The organism is Brevibacillus sp. (assembly GCF_003521185.1).
GTDB classification, from domain to species: Bacteria; Bacillota; Bacilli; order Brevibacillales; family Brevibacillaceae; genus Brevibacillus; species Brevibacillus parabrevis.
In genome coordinates, this window is record NZ_DOTK01000068.1 from 1 (window position 1) to 17,917 (window position 17,917).

19 protein-coding genes and 1 pseudogene are annotated in these 17,917 nt (G+C 46.4%); 18 read left to right on the forward strand and 2 right to left on the reverse strand.

Annotated elements, in window-relative coordinates; genetic code table 11:
- Nucleotides 1–363 precede the first annotated feature (363 nt).
- Nucleotides 364–483: an excalibur calcium-binding domain-containing protein gene (locus DEP07_RS27825; RefSeq protein ID WP_274875380.1), complete on the forward strand. Its 120-nt coding sequence runs from the start codon at nucleotides 364–366 to the stop codon at nucleotides 481–483.
- Nucleotides 484–704: 221 nt separating this feature from the next.
- Here DEP07_RS27825 and DEP07_RS20770 read toward each other — a convergent pair whose 3' ends face one another.
- Nucleotides 705–1,202 (reverse strand): hypothetical protein, encoded by a 498-nt coding sequence (locus DEP07_RS20770; protein ID WP_287102968.1) that lies wholly within the window; start codon nucleotides 1,200–1,202, stop codon nucleotides 705–707.
- Between the two features lie 74 nt (nucleotides 1,203–1,276).
- Nucleotides 1,277–1,852 carry a YpjP family protein gene (locus DEP07_RS20775; protein ID WP_122964561.1) on the reverse strand — a complete coding sequence of 192 codons (576 nt, stop codon included), beginning with the start codon at nucleotides 1,850–1,852 and terminating at the stop codon, nucleotides 1,277–1,279.
- A 358-nt stretch (nucleotides 1,853–2,210) separates the two neighbouring features.
- Between DEP07_RS20775 and DEP07_RS20780 the strand changes: the two are divergent.
- The 17 genes and pseudogenes from DEP07_RS20780 to DEP07_RS20860 all read left to right on the forward strand — a co-directional run bounded on the left by DEP07_RS20780 (nucleotide 2,211) and on the right by DEP07_RS20860 (nucleotide 17,727).
- Nucleotides 2,211–2,876, forward strand: a pseudogene (locus DEP07_RS20780) (SOS response-associated peptidase).
- 1,555 nt (nucleotides 2,877–4,431) lie between these two features.
- Nucleotides 4,432–4,704 (forward strand): hypothetical protein, encoded by a 273-nt coding sequence (locus tag DEP07_RS20785; protein ID WP_141254198.1) that lies wholly within the window; start codon nucleotides 4,432–4,434, stop codon nucleotides 4,702–4,704.
- Nucleotides 4,705–4,977: 273 nt separating this feature from the next.
- Complete coding sequence (locus tag DEP07_RS20790) at nucleotides 4,978–5,703, forward strand: response regulator transcription factor (RefSeq protein ID WP_122964563.1); 726 nt, start codon at nucleotides 4,978–4,980, stop codon at nucleotides 5,701–5,703.
- A 1-nt stretch (nucleotide 5,704) separates the two neighbouring features.
- Nucleotides 5,705–6,646, forward strand: a complete 942-nt coding sequence (locus tag DEP07_RS20795; RefSeq protein WP_122964564.1) for a sensor histidine kinase — start codon at nucleotides 5,705–5,707, stop codon at nucleotides 6,644–6,646.
- An 83-nt stretch (nucleotides 6,647–6,729) separates the two neighbouring features.
- A complete protein-coding gene (locus tag DEP07_RS20800; protein WP_242774500.1) occupies nucleotides 6,730–7,653 on the forward strand; it encodes an ATP-binding cassette domain-containing protein in 924 nt (307 codons plus the stop codon).
- Complete coding sequence (locus tag DEP07_RS20805; protein ID WP_229049742.1) at nucleotides 7,646–8,341, forward strand: ABC transporter permease; 696 nt, start codon at nucleotides 7,646–7,648, stop codon at nucleotides 8,339–8,341. The genes DEP07_RS20800 and DEP07_RS20805 overlap by 8 nt, the downstream gene beginning before the upstream one ends.
- A 23-nt stretch (nucleotides 8,342–8,364) precedes the next feature.
- A complete protein-coding gene (locus DEP07_RS20810; RefSeq protein WP_167470301.1) occupies nucleotides 8,365–8,535 on the forward strand; it encodes a hypothetical protein in 171 nt (56 codons plus the stop codon).
- A gap of 634 nt (nucleotides 8,536–9,169) precedes the next feature.
- Nucleotides 9,170–9,769 carry a hypothetical protein gene (locus DEP07_RS20815; protein WP_122964566.1) on the forward strand — a complete coding sequence of 200 codons (600 nt, stop codon included), beginning with the start codon at nucleotides 9,170–9,172 and terminating at the stop codon, nucleotides 9,767–9,769.
- Nucleotides 9,766–11,181, forward strand: a complete 1,416-nt coding sequence (locus DEP07_RS20820) for a phage baseplate assembly protein V (protein ID WP_122964567.1) — start codon at nucleotides 9,766–9,768, stop codon at nucleotides 11,179–11,181. The genes DEP07_RS20815 and DEP07_RS20820 overlap by 4 nt, the downstream gene beginning before the upstream one ends.
- The gene (locus DEP07_RS20825) at nucleotides 11,178–11,810 is read left to right on the forward strand and encodes a hypothetical protein (RefSeq protein ID WP_122964568.1); all 633 of its coding nucleotides are present in this window, start codon (nucleotides 11,178–11,180) and stop codon (nucleotides 11,808–11,810) included. Before DEP07_RS20820 ends, DEP07_RS20825 begins: the two co-directional genes overlap by 4 nt.
- A 2-nt stretch (nucleotides 11,811–11,812) precedes the next feature.
- A complete protein-coding gene (locus DEP07_RS20830) occupies nucleotides 11,813–12,337 on the forward strand; it encodes a hypothetical protein (RefSeq protein ID WP_122964569.1) in 525 nt (174 codons plus the stop codon).
- Between the two features lie 14 nt (nucleotides 12,338–12,351).
- Nucleotides 12,352–12,744 carry a DUF4280 domain-containing protein gene (locus DEP07_RS20835; RefSeq protein WP_122964570.1) on the forward strand — a complete coding sequence of 131 codons (393 nt, stop codon included), beginning with the start codon at nucleotides 12,352–12,354 and terminating at the stop codon, nucleotides 12,742–12,744.
- 23 nt (nucleotides 12,745–12,767) lie between these two features.
- Nucleotides 12,768–15,374: a hypothetical protein gene (locus tag DEP07_RS20840; protein ID WP_287102969.1), complete on the forward strand. Its 2,607-nt coding sequence runs from the start codon at nucleotides 12,768–12,770 to the stop codon at nucleotides 15,372–15,374.
- 2 nt (nucleotides 15,375–15,376) lie between these two features.
- Nucleotides 15,377–15,874, forward strand: coding sequence for a hypothetical protein (locus tag DEP07_RS20845; protein ID WP_429827577.1), 498 nt, complete (start codon nucleotides 15,377–15,379; stop codon nucleotides 15,872–15,874).
- A 246-nt stretch (nucleotides 15,875–16,120) separates the two neighbouring features.
- Nucleotides 16,121–16,585: a hypothetical protein gene (locus tag DEP07_RS20850; RefSeq protein WP_106778601.1), complete on the forward strand. Its 465-nt coding sequence runs from the start codon at nucleotides 16,121–16,123 to the stop codon at nucleotides 16,583–16,585.
- A gap of 293 nt (nucleotides 16,586–16,878) precedes the next feature.
- Entirely contained in the window at nucleotides 16,879–17,085 is a 207-nt protein-coding gene (locus DEP07_RS20855) for a hypothetical protein (protein WP_069846244.1), read from the forward strand.
- Between the two features lie 132 nt (nucleotides 17,086–17,217).
- The gene (locus tag DEP07_RS20860) at nucleotides 17,218–17,727 is read left to right on the forward strand and encodes an HGGxSTG domain-containing protein (protein WP_287102971.1); all 510 of its coding nucleotides are present in this window, start codon (nucleotides 17,218–17,220) and stop codon (nucleotides 17,725–17,727) included.
- Nucleotides 17,728–17,917 lie beyond the last annotated feature (190 nt).

The following is a 17,917-nucleotide window of genomic DNA, read 5'->3' on the forward strand; positions in this document are numbered from 1 at the left end:
AAGCTGAATCATCTGCTGTTTGAATTGATCTGTAAATGACCGACGCTCACGTTTCCCCATGACATTCTCTCCGTTCCATGCCGATTTGATTTCAATCTACTAGACCCTAAGAGAATTGTCCAATTCAGTGTAGCCGATCCACCAAACGTAAAATACGTTGATCAGTATAAGGCGATTCAAGAAAAGGCGCAAAAGGCAGGGCTTGGTATTTGGTCCGTAGAGAACTATGCCCAAGAAGATGGTTACCATCCAGATGTTATTAAGAAAAATGAGCCGGCATCTACCAAAGCACAAACAACTGTGTCCAAGCCGAAAGAAAACACTCAACCAGCCCCGGTCACTACACCGCAGCCAGTTCAGGAAGTGTACTATGCGAATTGTAGCGAAGCAAAGGCTGCAGGTGCTGCTCCTCTGTATAGGGGAGAGCCTGGTTATAGAGCAAAGTTAGATCGTGACAAAGACGGAGTTGCTTGTGAAAAGTAAGATTTAAGCCTTCTCATTTGAGAGGCATTCTATGGCGTATCAAAATCAATTGTCACTGGCGAGGTTCGCGAGTATGTTTACATTCAGAGACAGATTAAAGCAAGCGTCAAAATACGGAACTGGACAAAGAGTGGTATGATGCCATCACCAGTATTATTTTATTTCTGGTTAATAAATAACCCGTCCCTATTTGAGGGGACGGGTTATTGAAGTAACAATTATTATTCGGAAATCATAAGTACAATCTTTTTGAAAATTTCAGGGGCTTGCTTAATTTCGGATGCTTTAATTTTTCCAAGCAGGAATCCATAGCCCTCTACACCAGGGTATTCATCTGATTGCCTTAACTTCTCTTCCAATGAGCCTTCCTCATAGTAAAGATCCCACGAATCATCTTCTAATTCAATGGCGATGCCCACATGTTCTGTCCCGTTTTGATCGATTTCCAGATGGTAATGCCGTAAATCTCTATAAAAAACCTCATCAAACCTAACATTGATAATACTTAACTTTTCTCGTAACTGAGCAACAGATGAAGGTGTTAATTTTAATTTTAGTTTGATACCGATTTCTTCTTGTCTAAAAATACTTGATTCATTAAAAAGCTTTCTATCGTTACCTGTAACGTCTATAACAATTTTTTTAATATCATTATAGTTAGGATGATCCTCAAATAATAGATCACATCCATATCTAATATAGGATTGTTCACTAGACACTATAGGTCCTCCAGAATTTATTTTTAGATATTTTTAAACCAATGATTGCACAGGAATAGAAAATTAATTAAATTCTACCATGGAAAACTCGGTATGTCTTTACCGAACTCAACATCGACAATGTCTATATGTTCACTCATATCAGGTTGAACATGCATATGAATATTACCTACATACCCTTGTTTTGGTTTTTTAAGAACTTTCATGTCAACACGAAGAATTTGGACTCTATCATAAGACAGAATAAATAACGTATGGTTATCGTCGTTGAAACTGCTTTTTTTAGGGCCCTTCCATGATAATTTATCAACACCATATTCCTCAACTAGATCTTTTACAGCCCTTGTTACTTTATTTACAATTTTTTTTGTGACTTCTCTTTCAAAGTAAGTTATATAGCCGCGCATAGCAGAAAAAAATGCTAGTACTTTTACATGATCCATAAGAGGATTTTCACTTCTTAACGAAGCGCGCTGCTGACTATTAGAGGACGGTTTCCCATCATATATAGTTGGATCATCAAGAATCACTTCATCAGGTGATTCACTAATGTTGACCATCTGTGCCGAAGCTAATGAAGAATTAAAGACTCCGGTAAAAATGATACTTAAAACAAGAGTAAAGGTTAAAATTCGCTTCAAGTGTTTCATTAATTTAAATCTCTCCCAGTTATTATTTCTACCTATTCCTGTGCAAATAGTAGCTTGAAAGACAATGGTAAATATAGGTATATATATTAAAAAATTCCATTTTGTTTAATTATACCCAACAAAATTTCATTTGCAATCAAAAAGTAAATTATTAATATTCAGAAATTAATCCGATTAAATACTCGATTTTTAATATGTTAAATAATACAAAGTGGCGATGTATGTTCTCATCTGGCCTTGATTCCACAGGAATCTAAGCGCATGCTGCTATCACCAGTATTTGTTGATTTCATTCTGACTGCTTAGAGCTGGTATACCAAGCTGCGATTCGGCTATGATTGTACTAAGAGGTGATAGTATGTGCGGACGTTTTACGCTAGTGACCAACCTTGAGTTATGGAATGCAAGGTTCCAAATATGTAGCCACGATACAATATCGCACCGGGTCAATTAATCCCAGCTATTATCTCTGATCAAGGTAAGCGTCGACTCGGACAGTTGAAATGGGGATTAGTTCCCTCGTGTGCACAGGATGAGAAGAACGAATTTAAAATGATCAACGCCCGCGCCGAGACGCTGACGGAGAAGCACGCCTTCCGGCGGCTGTATGAGCGGAAGCGGTGCATTGTTCCAGCCGATGGATTTTACGAATGGCAGCAGCGAGCAGGTGGCAAGCAACCGATGCGGATCATGATGAAGACGGAAGAACCGTTTGCGTTTGCGGGCCTGTATGATACATGGACCAATCCAGCAGGCAAGAAGCTACATAGCTGCACTATCATTACCACCAAGCCGAACGAGGTAGTCCGGGACATCCACGACCGCATGCCAGTGATACTTCGCCAGCAGGACGAGGCTCTGTGGCTGAATCGAGAGCACTACGACGCTGATCTCTTACAGTCGCTGCTTGTTCCATACGACCCTGCTCAGATGCGAGCATACCCGGTTCCTTCTATAGTAGGTAGTCCAAAAAAACGATGTGCCGGAGTGCATTCAAGAAATAGCTGACCCGTCCCCGTTTTGAGGAGACGGGTTTTTGATTATGTCAGTACCTATCCATATAATCTGACATGTAAACGAATCTGGCCCCGCCGCCAATCATGTACGTTTTCAGTCGTTCGCGAAATGTCCTGTCTGCAAGCGCCAATTCGACAACGAACGCCTGCGCGCTGCCGAGCGACCGATTCCGTTTTGCTCTCCCGTTGAAAATCGGATTCCGGAAGTCAAACCCGAACAGTGAAATATAGCACTCTCAAAACCCAATTAAAGCGTTCGAACAAATTTTTGATAGATTTAATCATAGTAATCACCTCCCTATAAATTGCGGAGGGCGGTAGAAGAAAACGATTAAGTTTTTCGGGAGGTAAGAAGCATGCAGAAGTATAGATAGGGAATTTTGTGAAAAATCAGAACATTAAGCTCGCTGATGCCGCTTGCATATAGTGATCAAGAGTTCTTCGGTGCGGTTTGTTGGCGCTACCCCGATCTTACTTATGGTTTCATCGTTTTCTAATAAATTTCTTTTCATATCACAAGCAGCAAAGAGAAGCACACAAATGGTTAGTGACAGAAATGCTTCTGAAAGAGGCATTCTAGCACTTCACACGACTGGTACAAACGTAGTCCAAGCGATAAAAATAACCCCTGGATTATCCCCGGGGGCTGTTGATGGATTACATGACTGTTTGAGTAATAACATTTGATTCGCCTTCGTTCTTGCCACCTGTGATGACAACTTTAAATAGATAAGTTTTTCCAGCCTCTAGCTGAGCAGCACGTACAGTATGCTTGGGAATCCCATTAACGGAGGCGGATTTAATTCCTAATGGCAGGTAAGCATCCTCCCAGGTTTCTCCATTGTCCGTAGACTGTAAGACTTTTTCAGATGCGGCGTCCTGTGGGACGGTGTAATAAAAATCGACAAATCTACCATGAGAAACATGCCAACCAGACCCAGAAATGACAACATCATCAATTGGTTTTATATCGCTATTCTCGCCTTATTTCCTTCTCTAATCGAAGGCATTTGAGCGAGCCTACACCGTGCGGGCGACTTTCATCGCACACGGCGTTCCATCAACAGATAAAAGAGAAATTTTACAACGGGCAACTTTAACATACGCCACGCCTTCAATGGTGTCTGCTAACGAAAGTTAACCCATTTGGTAGCGCTTCTAGAAATGAACCAAGTTAAATCAAGTATTACGTGTGAGAACTGATTGTAAAAATAAGGAGATCGGTAGACAGATTTTGAACAGATTGGGGAGGGACGAGTAAGCATGACAATCGAACATATTGTGGTTCTAATGTTTAACACCCAAATCCCTAACCTTAGTTAGGCGAAAATCTTGATCCTTTTTGTTACTCTATCAACGCCCGTTGTAAAAAGTACATGTCTCATCCGCTGATGGCACGCCGTATGCGTTGAAAGACGCCTGTACGGTGTAGGCTCGTTATACAACCGAGAGATAGAGAAGGTTCAAGACGAGACTAGCAATCATGCGCCAAGAGTGAACACAAATGCTTTTATTGGCCAGCGTGAATACTTTCCTGCAAACATTCCCGGGATGTATATGGTGGTGGGAATTAACGAAAAGCCGGAAAAAAGCTGGCTTATTGATGATGATGGGGACAGCTTGACTTACACAGTTTCTTCTAGTAATTCCACTATTGTGGACGTAGCAATCGGTCAGGAGAGTTTTACTGATATTAATGGCCAACCGAATACAAGTACAAGGATTCTGGTTACAGCAAAGACGCCTGGTGTTGCAGTCATAACGCTTACCGCAAATGATGGGAAAGGGGGAAGCGGATCGGTATCGTTTGAGTTGGAAGTAATCAATCCAGTTTAAGTTAAGCCCCATCCAAAAGGTGGGGTTCTTTTTTGGCGGATTGCGGATGCATGAATAGAGCAAGCTCTTTCTGATAAACGCCTCATGAACCGCTAATCACCCAGCATTCGTTGTCAACAGCCATTGCAGAGCCGCTCTGTGCTGGCTGTTTTTTTGCTTTTTCGACGGTTGTATTGCCTGTGTGAGAGGTCCACTCCATTTTTACGCAAATTCTATGCATCCTCTCTGCACCGGGCTATAATTTTCACGATGGAAATTTTAGGAGGGAGCATCATGCCGCACAGCATATTGTTAATAGAAGACGATACCCAGATCGTGGAAATGTTGCGTAATTATTTGGTCAAAGAAGGCTACGACGTCTCGGAGGCGTTTAATGGTTTGGAGGGGATTTCTCTGTTTCGGCAAAAGGCTTTCGATATCGTCATTGTCGATGTGATGATGCCGAAACTGGACGGCATCGAGGTAATTAAGCTGATCCGCGAAAAAAGTTCGGTGCCGATTCTCATCATGTCGGCGAAGGACAGCGATGTCGACAAGGCGATCGGGCTTGGCTTCGGGGCTGACGATTATATCGCGAAGCCGTTTTCGCTCATTGAAGTGACAGCCCGAATCAAAGCGGCGATTCGTCGTGCCACGACGTATTCGACTGCCGGACAAATCGCCACCGAAGCAACAGAACAGGCGTCTGGAGCGGCCAGAGTGCTGACATTTGACGTGCTGCGCATTGATCTGGACAATTTTTCAGTGGCGAAAAACGATGTTGACCTGAAACTGACGGCCAAAGAATTTGAAATCTTGAAGCTGTTCACCACAAATCCGAATCGTGTGTTCACGAAAGCGCAGCTGTACGGTTTTATTTGGAATGACGAATATTACGGCGACGAAAACGTCATTAACGTCCACATCCGAAGGTTGCGGGAAAAAATCGAAGACAACCCGTCCGAACCCAAGTATATCAAGACGCTGTGGGGCATCGGCTACAAGTGGGAAGGCAACTGACATGGTGATCGCGCTGGCTGTACTCGTTGTGATTTTGACTGTAGTGATTGCCATTCAATACCGTGCTTATCGAGCAAGAAGCTCCAACCTGGAGAAAATGCATAACAAATTAAACGAAATTATCGCGGGAGACACAAGCGAGAAGTTGCTCGTTTTTACGGACGATCGCGCCTTGATACCAGTCTTGATCGCAATCAATCATTTGTTGGAGCACAACCAGCACAGGACGGCGAATTTCTTGAAGATGGAGCAGTCGATGCGAAAAATGCTCTCGAACATTTCGCACGATTTGAAGACGCCGCTTACCGTTGTGCTTGGTTACATCGAAACGATCAATTTGGACCCGGATATGGACGCCGAAGAAAGAAAAGTTTTGTTGACCAAGGTGCACGCCAAGGCAAATGAGGTGCTGGAGCTGATCCGCCAGTTTTTTGATTTGGCCAGGCTGGAGTCGGGAGACAAGCCGATTTCCCTTTCCGGGATTCACATGAACGACGTTTGCGGAAAAAACATGCTGGCTTTTTACGACACCCTGACGGTCAAAGGCTTCGAAGTCGTTATCGACATTCCGGACAAGCCGCTGCTTGCATGGGGGAACGAGGAAGCGCTGGATCGTGTCCTGAACAATTTGATTGCCAATGCGATTCAGCATGGCGGGGAGGGAAGGGCCGTCGGACTAACATTGCGGGGCGACGACGAGTTCGTGTACGTGGACGTATGGGACCAGGGCAAAGGGATCGATGAGATGCATCAAGATCGGGTGTTCGAGCGCATGTACACGCTGGAAGACTCCCGCAACAAAGCGTATCAAGGCAGCGGTCTCGGGCTGACGATTACGAAACGGCTTGTCGAAGCGCAGGGAGGAACGATTCGCATCCAGAGCAAGCCTTATGAAAAAACGATGTTTACCGTCAAGCTGAAACGAATCGCATTCACTGATTAAGGAATTTGTAAGAATCAGGTAAGGAATAAGCAAATTTCGATGCTTACAATAAAGCCTGTAAAGAACGAGGGAGGCATCGAACGATGACGCATATCGCAAGGACGAAGCAGTTGACCCGGGCTTATAAGGGCAAGGAAGTTGTTTCCAACGTCAATTTGAACATCAAGCAAGGCGAAATATACGGCATGCTCGGCCCAAATGGAGCAGGCAAAACAACCGTCATGAAAATGATCACCAACCTGGTGAAGCCGTCGGCGGGCGAAATCGAACTTTTCGGCGAAAGGCTGACCGATCATTCGTACCATTTGTTGGGACGGATGGGTACGATCATTGAAAACCCGATTTTTTACGAAAAACTGACGGCTCACGAAAACTTGGAGCTGCATGGTGAATACATGGGCTACCATAACAAAAAGTCGATCGACGAGGCGCTTGATCTGGTGAATTTGAACGGGATTGACAAGAAAGCGGTCAAGGAATTTTCGCTTGGGATGAAGCAACGACTTGGCATCGCGCGGGCGATCATGACGAAACCGGAGCTGCTTATCCTCGATGAGCCGATTAACGGCCTCGATCCGTTAGGCATCAAGGAGATTCGCGATCTGTTCAAAATGCTGTGCAAGCAGTACGGGATGACGCTTGTCATTTCAAGCCATATTCTTGGTGAAATCGAGCTGATCGCCGACACGATTGCAGTCATGAACGAGGGAAAGCTGCTGCAGGAGGTTTCGATGGAACAAATCGCCAGGCAAACGGCAGAATATGTTGAAATTACAACGAACGAAAGCAGTAAGGCGGCTTACATACTTGAGAACCATTTGCATATTTCCAACGTGCGCATCACCGACGAAGGCCAAGTCCGCATTTACGATAGCCGCATTCCACAAAGTGAGCTGTTGAAGGCTCTGGTGCTGCACGATGTCGCGATCGAAGCGGTTCATAAGAAAAAAGGGTCACTTGAGGACTATTTCCTCTCTATCCTGGGTGGGGGTGGGGTAGTTGCTTAAACTGATGAAGCTCGAAATGCGCAAACTTCGCCTATGGTCTTATATACGGGGGGCGATCATTGCCAACGTCGTGATTCTGGGTTTTATTTGCTTGATCAGTCTTGACGCGGAAATGAAACAAGATATGTCTTTTAAAAGTTATGACATGGCGTTTTCCGTCATAGATACGTTTATTCGAGGAACGTTTATCGTTTTCGCGGCAGTGCTCATTTCACGGCTTGTCATTGACGAGTTCCGCAACAAATCGATCATGGTGCTATTCATGTACCCGATCAATCGCAAAAAGCTTATCGCCGCCAAGCTGCTTGTCGTCGTGCTGTTTACGCTGATTGCGGATATTGCGACGAACCTGTTTGTTGGCGCTGGATTTTATGTATTTAATTTGTTTATGCCCGTTGTTTCAGAGCCGCTCACGTTGCCTGTCGCAGCCAAAGGACTGCTGACGGTCGTCATGAGTGCGCTGGCGACCAGCTTTTTAAGCCTGATTCCGCTTTACTTCGGCATGCGCAAGAAATCAGGCGCGGCCACCATCGTGTCATCGATTTTCGTGGTGACGCTCGTTTGCCAGAACGTCAACGGCTTCACTTTATACTCCATCATAGCGGTGCCGATTGGCCTTGCATTACTCGGAGCGGCGGTCGCGTTTATGTCGATTCGCAATATCGAGCGTGTCGATGTGCTACAGTAGCGGACGGGAGGAGCAGATCGACGATGAAGCAAGTAGTAAAATGGACATTTTTGCTTTGTGTCGTTTCGTTGACCTTGCACGGGCTGCTGTACTGGGGAACGGGGGAACGGAAAGTGCTCATCAACACGTATGGCGCTGCCGGATTAGGCATCTTGTCCGCGTTCGGGTTATTGTTTTTGAGGAATAAGAGGTAAGAGCCGTAAGTATCGGGATAAACATAAGCGAAGGCTGTCTGATAGGGACATTTGAACCTCGGGACAGCCTTTGCGTTTGGTAAGAGTGAAGCCAGGCGCGATTCGGAACAGCAATAACGCCACATAATTCGGGGCAAAGATGGCGATGATTAAGGCAAACGAGCTTACAAGCAGTCCTGCTTGCGAAGGGCTGATTTGATAGTGCTCGGAAATCTGCGGTAAAATACCGACTACGCCAAGCTTGGTGTTTATCATTCTGAATATTCATAAAAATGTTAGGAAAACACGGTATGGCTTGCTCATACAAGCAACCTCCTTTCCGTTAGTGTCGAATCCCCTTGGCCCTTTAGCTCGGCAATTTCAAGCATTGTGCTGATTGGCATGCCATATACAAAGTATATTCTTTCGAGTTCACTTGAAAGCAAGCCGTTTTGTTAAAGCTCGTCCTGTTTTGGCATTTTTAGTTTCATGCAGCCCATTCTACTCACGATGGGTTTTCCTTTTTTCTATTTTACGGTGAAGCGAACTTGGGAAAGTTCCGATACAGATAAAAGAAAACGAATGGTACAATATGTATTTTTTTCTTTATTTAGGATTTTAAATAGGATTCCATAGAGAAAAGGTGATACGGGTTATGGGACATATGGATGAAAAGATACTGGCGGTATTGAATGAAGCGGAAAAAGCGAGTGTGCCTCTTGTGATTTGCGATGGACCCGTCAGAGTGGGAAGCCGCTTCTACGAGTTTGAGCAGCAGGCATTTTGGGACAACAAGGTCTGCTTGCCTATCCCCAAAGATTTTGTGGACATGCCTGAGCACTTGCGTTCGCTCAAATATCCGTACCAGCAGCGCCCGCAGATTATTAAAAGTGATGAGAGTGGCAGCATCAACTTCACGTTGAGTCGGATTGACCAAGACTTGCAGGACCAGTGGGTCAAGCAACTGACGGCAGGAATGAAAGCGGCAATCAAAAAGGCCAATCCGGCAAATGTTTTCTATACAGACGGGGTAGAAACCGTGGGCGAAAAGCAAATTGGCTACTTCGAGTTTAAAAGCCCGGCACTGGATGGCTTCCTGTATCACCTCATGTTTTTTCTGGCGCTGGAAGGAAAAATGGTCATGGGCACGTTTGCTTGTCCTTACGCCGAGTATGAAGACTGGCGGGAAATTGCTTTTCAAGTCATGAGGACAGTAAGCGTCACAGAAGCGGATAAGGGAGAAGAGCAAGGATGAGCCAAACCGTCTTTACGTATGCCGACCTTTTCGTATCGCCCTACCAATTCGAAAAAATGACACAATTGCACCTGAGCAGACAACTAAACGAACATAGCAAACTCACCCTCAGTGGAATCGTGCCTGAGGAAAAGCTCGACCAGTACGTCGAACAGGCGGATGAGAACGAAAGAATAGAGCTGTATGTTCAGGATGGAGCGAGGAAACGCGTTTTGTTTCAAGGTGTCGTTACCAAATTGTCTGTCCAATCTGTAAGAGACGTAAGGCACATCGTCATTGAGGCCTACAGCACAACGATCCAGATGGACATTGCCAAGAAAACTCGTTCTTTCCAAAATAAACGACTTGCTTATCGCGACCTGTTTGCCAAAATTACCGCACAGTATCCTGGGGCCGATGTGGTCGATGAAGCATCAGGCGGAAAGCAGATCGGGGGCTTGCTAGTTCAGTACAAGGAAACCGATTGGGAGTTTGCCAAGCGGTTGGCTTCCCACTTCCAAGCGCCACTTGTGCCAGTTTGCACACAAAAGGGACTCAGATATTTTGTCGGAATCCCTGACTCGGGCGAACCGCAAAAACTGGAAGAATACAATTACACGATCAAAAAGAATTTGCAGGAATACAAACGAAAAGCAGAAAACGACAAGCAGGATTTTACGGAGCAGAATACGATCAGCTATGAGGTCACCAGCAACAAAATATTGGATTTGTGCAGCACCGTTACTTTTCAGCGGCGCACGCTTTACGTATACAGCGCTGAAACCAGGATGGAGCACGGAATCCTGGTCAACCAATACGTGTTGCGCGATCAGAAAGGATTGCTGAGCTGGCCTGAATTGTCTTTGGCTGAACTGGCTGGCTCCTCTTTATTTGGCAAGGTCTTGGATGTGGCCAAAGATTCGGTAAAAGTACATCTGTCTATCGATCAAAAACAAACTGTTGAAGAAGCAATCTGGTTCCCGTATTCCACGGTGTACTCTTCCCCCGACGGCAGCGGCTGGTATTGCATGCCGGAAATCGGTGATGAAGTGAGGCTGTATTTTCCAGATGCAAAAGAGCAGCATGCTTTTGCCGCAAGCTCTGTCGACCTGCTCTCGTCTGATCCGCAAAAGCGCAGCGATCCTTCCATCAAAAGCATCAGCACGAAATACGGCAAGCAAATCATTTTCCGGCCAGGAGCAATCGAGATTATTGGCAGCGGCAAGCTGTTGATGCGGCTGACAGACGATGGCGGCATCGAGATCAACAGCGACAAGAAAATCACGCTCACAGCCAAGGAAGATATTGAAATCACAGGGGGAGAAAAGGTGCTCATTCATGGAGAAGCGGGCATAGATATGAAGCAGGCAGATGCTACCCTGAGCATCGTAGACGACGTGACTTTAAGCGGAGCGAAGGTAAATATCAAGTGAGCAAGCTGATGGACAAACAGGCGGCCATGCACGATTTTTGGCAAAAGCATGTGTTGGATCGGTGGCAGTACGATCTGATCGAGATTGACCAGCGGTACAGCGAGCAAAAAGCAGGCATCGAGAACGGCTTTTGCCAAGCTTTCGATGCGCTGTGCACACAGGCAGCCAGACAGCAGGAACAGGGGAGCAAAGGAGAGATTCACACCATTTTCTTTTCCTTTTTGCGGACAAGCATCATGGAGAACAGTGCAGCATACCGCCTGGATGCGCATGATGAAAACTGGTTTTTGGACAGGACAGAATGCACGGTGGCGTGGGAAGCGGACTTCATCTTCGCCCCTTTGTTTCGGCGGATGACGGAGCTGGAGCAGGTCAAGTCCGCCTACGCAAGAAAGATCACATCGATGGATATCGAGCGGATCAAGCAAAGCGAAGCCATCAAGTATCACTTGCTGGCGGTGGAATTTATGAAGAGCATGGTGCCGATGCTGCTGGAGTGTCCAGGCTACCGTCAGATGGGCAAATCTTTGAAAATCTGCCTGCTGGCCGGGGAATATCGGGATCAATGCGAAGTCCTGTACGCTCATCCTGATCCGGCGGACAAGGAAACCAATGGAGCGGGAGCATAATCATGGACTACTTTTTGCTGAAACAAGATGAACGGTATACAGATGTGCCTCTGCTGATGGATGTGCACAAACAAATCGACATTCGCGATATGCGAATATCACGTGCTTATAAAATCGCTGACCCGCTAATCTTTCACGTCAAAGCGGGAGCAGGCAGCAGCTTTCTTGACATAATGGATCGTCAGTTGCTTTTGCTGTCGGACAAGCTGAAGCGAGTGGTGGAAGTTTACGAACCCGACACCTTGTTTAAACTGACTCCGCTAATCGACCTCTCCCGCCAGCTGCAGAAAAACTACTACCTCCCCATTTTGGAAGAACGGGAAGTGCTCAGCCCTCGTACCGAGTTTCACCATGGCAAAAGCCGAATCAAAAAGCTGGTGCTCCATAAAGAAAAGATGCGCGGCAAAAAGATTGTCCGGATCAAGGAGAGTGAAAAACCGCTGATCGTCGTCCGGTTGGACGTGGCCGAGAGCATCCTGCGGCGGGATTTGACAGGAATCTGGCTGGAACGAGTGCCGGTTGAATAAAGGAGGAACCGAAGATGCAGGGAACGCGCTATGTGGTGAGAGGGGCGAAAATGTGCTGCAATTGTGGCAGCCATGCGCGGCGAATTAACTTACCAGTCAGCCACGGCTCGTATGTGAACGGAAAACCTGTGATGAATAGTGAAGATTACAAAACGGGTGAAAATATTGCCCATTTCGGAATTTGCCAAAGCCCATCCAATCCAAGCAACGCCACCATCTACCTGATCGCCGAAGACGGACAAAACATTGCCGGAAAGCCTTGCACGCCTACTATTTGCGCTCCCTGGCTCAAGGCGAAGGAAGATACGAGAGTAGAAGGCAAAGCCGCCCTTACGACCGATTCCCAACTCATCTGCGGCTACCAGGGTGTCATCCGCTTTCTCACAGACGGACAGAACGACGAATAAAGCTAAATGGAGGCCGAGAAGGAATGACAGGGTATGAGCGTATCCGGGTAACAGCGCCTTACCGGATCAAACGAATCGAAGAGGCTCGGGTGGAGTGGAGGCTTAACGAGCATGCGCGTCTGTATGTACGCGGGATCGTGGATGACAGTGAAAAGGGAAACGCCGTGTTGCAGGCTGTCGCAGATGATGAAATTCATCTGTACGACAGTGATGGCGAAGCCGAAACGACGCTTTTCAAGGGCTTGCTGACTTCTGTCCAGATCAATCATACACAAGACGTGTACGTCATTGAACTGGAAGGGCTGTCCGGAACCTTCCAACTGGACGTAATCAAAAAACGTCGCTCCTTCCAGAGGGTGGAGATGACTTATGCTGAGCTGGTGCAGGAGGTCACCAAGACGTATCCGGGTCACAATGTGTCCATCAGCATCGGCGATGAAGTCCCGATTGGAGAGCCGATCATCCAGTACGACGAGACGGATTGGGAGCTGCTCAAGCGGCTGGCCAGCCATTTTCACGCGCTCCTCGTCAGTGATATCATGGAGCCAACACCGCGGTTCTCTTTTGGAATGCCGCAAGGGAAAAGCCATATCTTGCCGAACGATACGGCCTATACAGCAAGCAAAGACCTGTTGGCGTATCAAAAAGCAGGTGGAGATGCGGCAGGCTTGCACGATACCGATTTTTTCACCTATGAAATCGAGTCCGGCGAGCGGTATGCGATCGGGGATGAGATCTGGTTTCGCAACAAGCGGATGGTGGTCAGCGAGGTACATGCCCGTATTCAGCAGGGACTGTTTTTCTATACGTACCGTTTGTCCCGGCTGGACGGCATTCGCCAAGAGCCGATCCACAACCCGAAGCTCTCTGGTGTCTCGCTAGAGGGCAAGGTGCTGGCGGTCAAGGGCGAGGAGGTCAAGCTGCACCTGGAGATAGACGAGCGGCAGTCACAGGAAACGGCGTATGGATTCCCTTTTGCCCCGCCGACAGGCAACGCGATGTACTGCATGCCGCAGGTGGGTACGAACGCCCATTTGTACTTCCCCGATGCGACGGGCAAACGGGCGATGGTGCTTGGCTGCGTCCGTAAAAACGGGAAGATTTGTGCGAAAACAGGCAACCCGCACATCCGGTATTTCGGCACGGAGCACGGAAGCGAGCTGGAGCTGTCGCCTACAGCCATCAACATCGTCAGCGGATGCCAGGAGCCGTTGAAGCTGACGATAGACGACAACACTGGAATTACGCTAACCAGCCACAAAAAACTCGTGCTGAACGCCAAGGAAGAAATATCGCTGTATACCCCGAAACGAGTCGTAATCCAGGCGAAAAGCCAGATTCTCGTCAAGAAAACGAGTGCACCAAGCGGATTTGCGCTGGAGAGCGAGTATCACTTTCTAGGTACTGCCGTTCATGCGGCAGGGCGGGACCGGACGACGTTTCCGCCGTACAACGACGAACCGAAGCAAGGGACGCCACCACCACCCGAACCGCAGTTTGACTGGGGAAAGCTGGCAGTCTGCGTCCTGGCCGCCGTGGCGATTGTCGGGGCGGTGGCTTTGACGGTAGCTACGTTTGGTGCGGGTGCGGTGATTGGAGCAGCGGCAGTCGGGGCCGCCCTCGGAGCGATAGGCGGGGTCGTGATGACCGCCTCGTCCGATCTCATAAACGGGGAGGCAAGCAGTCCTTACGACTACCTCAAAAGCGCCGCTCAGGGGGCTGTGATCGGGGCAGTCTGCGGAGCGATATTCGGCCCGGCCGCAGGGATCGGCGGAGGATCGGTCATCCCGCTGACGGGAGGCCAAACGAGCGTGGGACTTGGCTCTGCGATGTTTATCGGAGGATCGTCGGGGTATATCGACTACTCGCTCCGGGAGCTGTGGGACGGCCGGACGCCGGACGGGGGAAAAGCGCTGGAATCGTTTGCGTTTGGAGCCGTGTTGGGCGGAGCTTTCACGGTAGGGGCGTCATGGCTAGCGAAAGGGGCCGAGCGAGTTAGTGGGTTGGTGAAAGGACGGGGGAGTTCGAGGGGTGAGGGGACGGGTAAAGGTCCGGTTAAAATTGAAAAGATTGATTGGAGTAAATATAACCGTGTAGATAATTATAAACCGACCTTTGAAACTATATTTGATGAAGCAAATTACAGGCTTGCATCAAAGCACTATGATGAGATTAGAAGTGTGGGTATGGAAGATATTAAACAGGTTGCAAAAAATACTGGTTTATCAGTAGAAGAAATAAGCGCAGTGAAGCAACACATCTTTTTTGATTCACATAAAATACCATTGAATGATAAAAGCTATAGAGTAGGGCAATTTACTCCTGATGCTGATTTTGGTTACGCATGGAAGCAAGCACAAAAAGAGAAAGAATTAACACAATCACAAAAAGAGTGGTTACAACAAATGATTAAACATGAGCTTACGGAAATTAAGCTTATGAAGCAAGGATATCCATATAAAAATCCTGGTGCATACAATCCTGACTCGAATTCCTTTGGTTCTAAACCTCCAGGAGCACACGACGCAGCTGATCCTCAACCTAAAGGTGAGTTTGAAGGGGCGTTTAGCTATAATCTTAAAGAACAAGGTAAGATAGAAAAACAACTAGAAAAAGAAAAAGGAGAATGAATGTGGGATATTTAAATCAGGCGATTAAACGTATTTCCGTAATAGATTGGGGCAGTCTTGGAGAAAAGGAAACCATGTCACAAAGTTATTTGTGTCGAGAGTACTTAAGAAGAGCAACCAAATTTTTAAGAGATTATCCAGGTACTTGTGTACCTCCTTTTATTATGATTTCAAATTCGATCACTGAGCCACAAGAAAACATTGAGATGATTGAAATACTGAATGAAATAAATAATTCTTACCATAGAGCTCTCGTTACGAGTTATCTTGAATTATGCGCTCTTATTGATGAAAAAAATCCAATTGCTATGGATAACAAGGATTTGTTTGAGCCAGCAATAAAGCTATATGAAAGAGGTGGCTTTTTCTATAGAAGGGAAGGATATATATATATAAATGGTAATTCTATTATAATTGCAGATGTTGCTTGGGATGAACAGGAACCACTAGATATTAGTGATGAAACCTTGGATGCGCTAGATAATGGTTGTGCCGAGTAAACTATTGTTACATTTTTCAATATTGATTGAACTGCTTAGTGACGATTAAAACAATCATTCAACCAGTAACCCATGCAAAAATATAGATTGGGTTTACAATGTGGCAACAAGATCGTACAATACAACAAACAAACCAAACACTAAATGATTCAAACACTTGATAAACTTCAAAAGCTCTTTCCAACTTGAACCATGAGTAGGAATGAGCTTTTTTTGCATGCCCAAAATCAAAGGAGGACGAAACGAATGGCAAAAGAAGTACAGGCAGTAGCAGAGGAAACAGGATTAATTGCACAGGCTCAAGCAGAGTATGAAGCGATTAGAGCACAAATTGCGGAGCATTACCAGCAAGCCAGAGAGCTAAGAAATCAAGCGGATAAGCTGAACCAGTCAGGACGAACCGACGTACAGGTGATGACAGAAGTAAATCAGTTGCTTGACCAAGCAAAAAGATTGACCTCATTAGCAGATCAGCTAGACGATCATGAGAGGTTAGAAGCGATTCGCAACATGAATGAACTTGAAATCGAAGCATGTGTACTAAAGGAAAAGAGAGCCTATAACGAAAATATGTTGGCTCGACAACATACAGAGCTTGAAAAAGTGAAAGAAGAAGCCGCAGCAATGATACGACGAGCAGAAGAAGAAATGAAGGAAACATCAAGATGCTTGGCTGTTCAAAAGAAACGGTTAGCTGAACTGGAGGGATAAGCTAATGAAGTCATTGAGTCCGGAAGCATTAGAAGCACGTCGAGAATATAGAAGACAATACGAACGTGAGTATCGGCGCAAATGGAGGCGGAAGCCGGAGAATCGTCTGAAAGCGAAGGAGTACGAGCGCAGATATTGGGAACAAAAGGTACAGCAATCTAAGGAATAACACATGAAGCCAAACGCTCGTAGGTAGCGCACCCATTCAAATGTACGACCAAGGACATTTTACCGAAACAGACACGAAACCACGAGAGCAACCAAATACGAAAGTCACAGGAGGAAGTAACACAATGACGAAACATGAAGAATTTTTATGGGAACTGCTACTTCACGAGATCGAAACGAAAGCAGAACTAACACGAATGTACTTTGATTGCTTTACGTTCATAGTTAAAACAGAACAACTTGAGGCATTTCAGTTGCATAAGAAACAGAGGGAAGAAAGTAGAAGGAAAGCATTAAAGGAATCGTTCCTTGAAGAAGATGAACAAGAATAGTGAACATGTATTGAAACCGATAGAGAATATTCATACGTAGCAGAAAACACATAGCTAAACAGCTTGGAGGCAAGATGCCCACCCCCGGTAGGGGAAACGATACCCCATGATATGAGGTTAGGCGGTGAAAGGATGGAAAAAAGCCAATGCGGAGCCAAGACGAAAAGCGGTGAAGCTTGTAAAAAAGCGGCTCTAAAGAATGGACGTTGCAGGTTCCATGGTGGAAAATCCACGGGTCCGAAGGATAAGACGAAGCATAGCGAGCGTCTAAAAGGCAACAAAAACGCCTTGAGGCATGGACTGTATGAAACGATCTGGCTAGATACGCTAACCGAGGAAGAGCAAGAGTTGTACCATCAGGTTTCAACCGACCCGAATGTACAGGTGGATAGCGAGTATCGACTTTCAGCGTTACGCATTAGGCGAATGCTTCAACGTATTCAGCAGGAGGAACAGAAGGACAAGCCTGACCCTACTGAAATCAGAGCGATGGAAGACGCCATCACCAAAGTCCAGATGAATGTCGCGGCACTTATTCGGGAGAACGGCAAGCTCAGGGATATGCAGAAGCAAAAAAGTGACGGCTCGTTAGACCAGTTGGTCGAGATACTACAACAAGCTAGAAGCAAGTTTCAAGGATGAAGATAGGAGCAGACAGAGCACACGCTTTGTTTCGCTCCTTTTTACTACCGCAGAAGGCGTGACATTCAAAAATGAATGTAAACATGCTTTACCACGATCACGGTTAACGAGCCGCAAAAAGGATAAAGAGGGTTGTAAATGCCTTCCGTAAGGTCGTATGGTGTTACAAAAACAGGAGGCATTTACATGA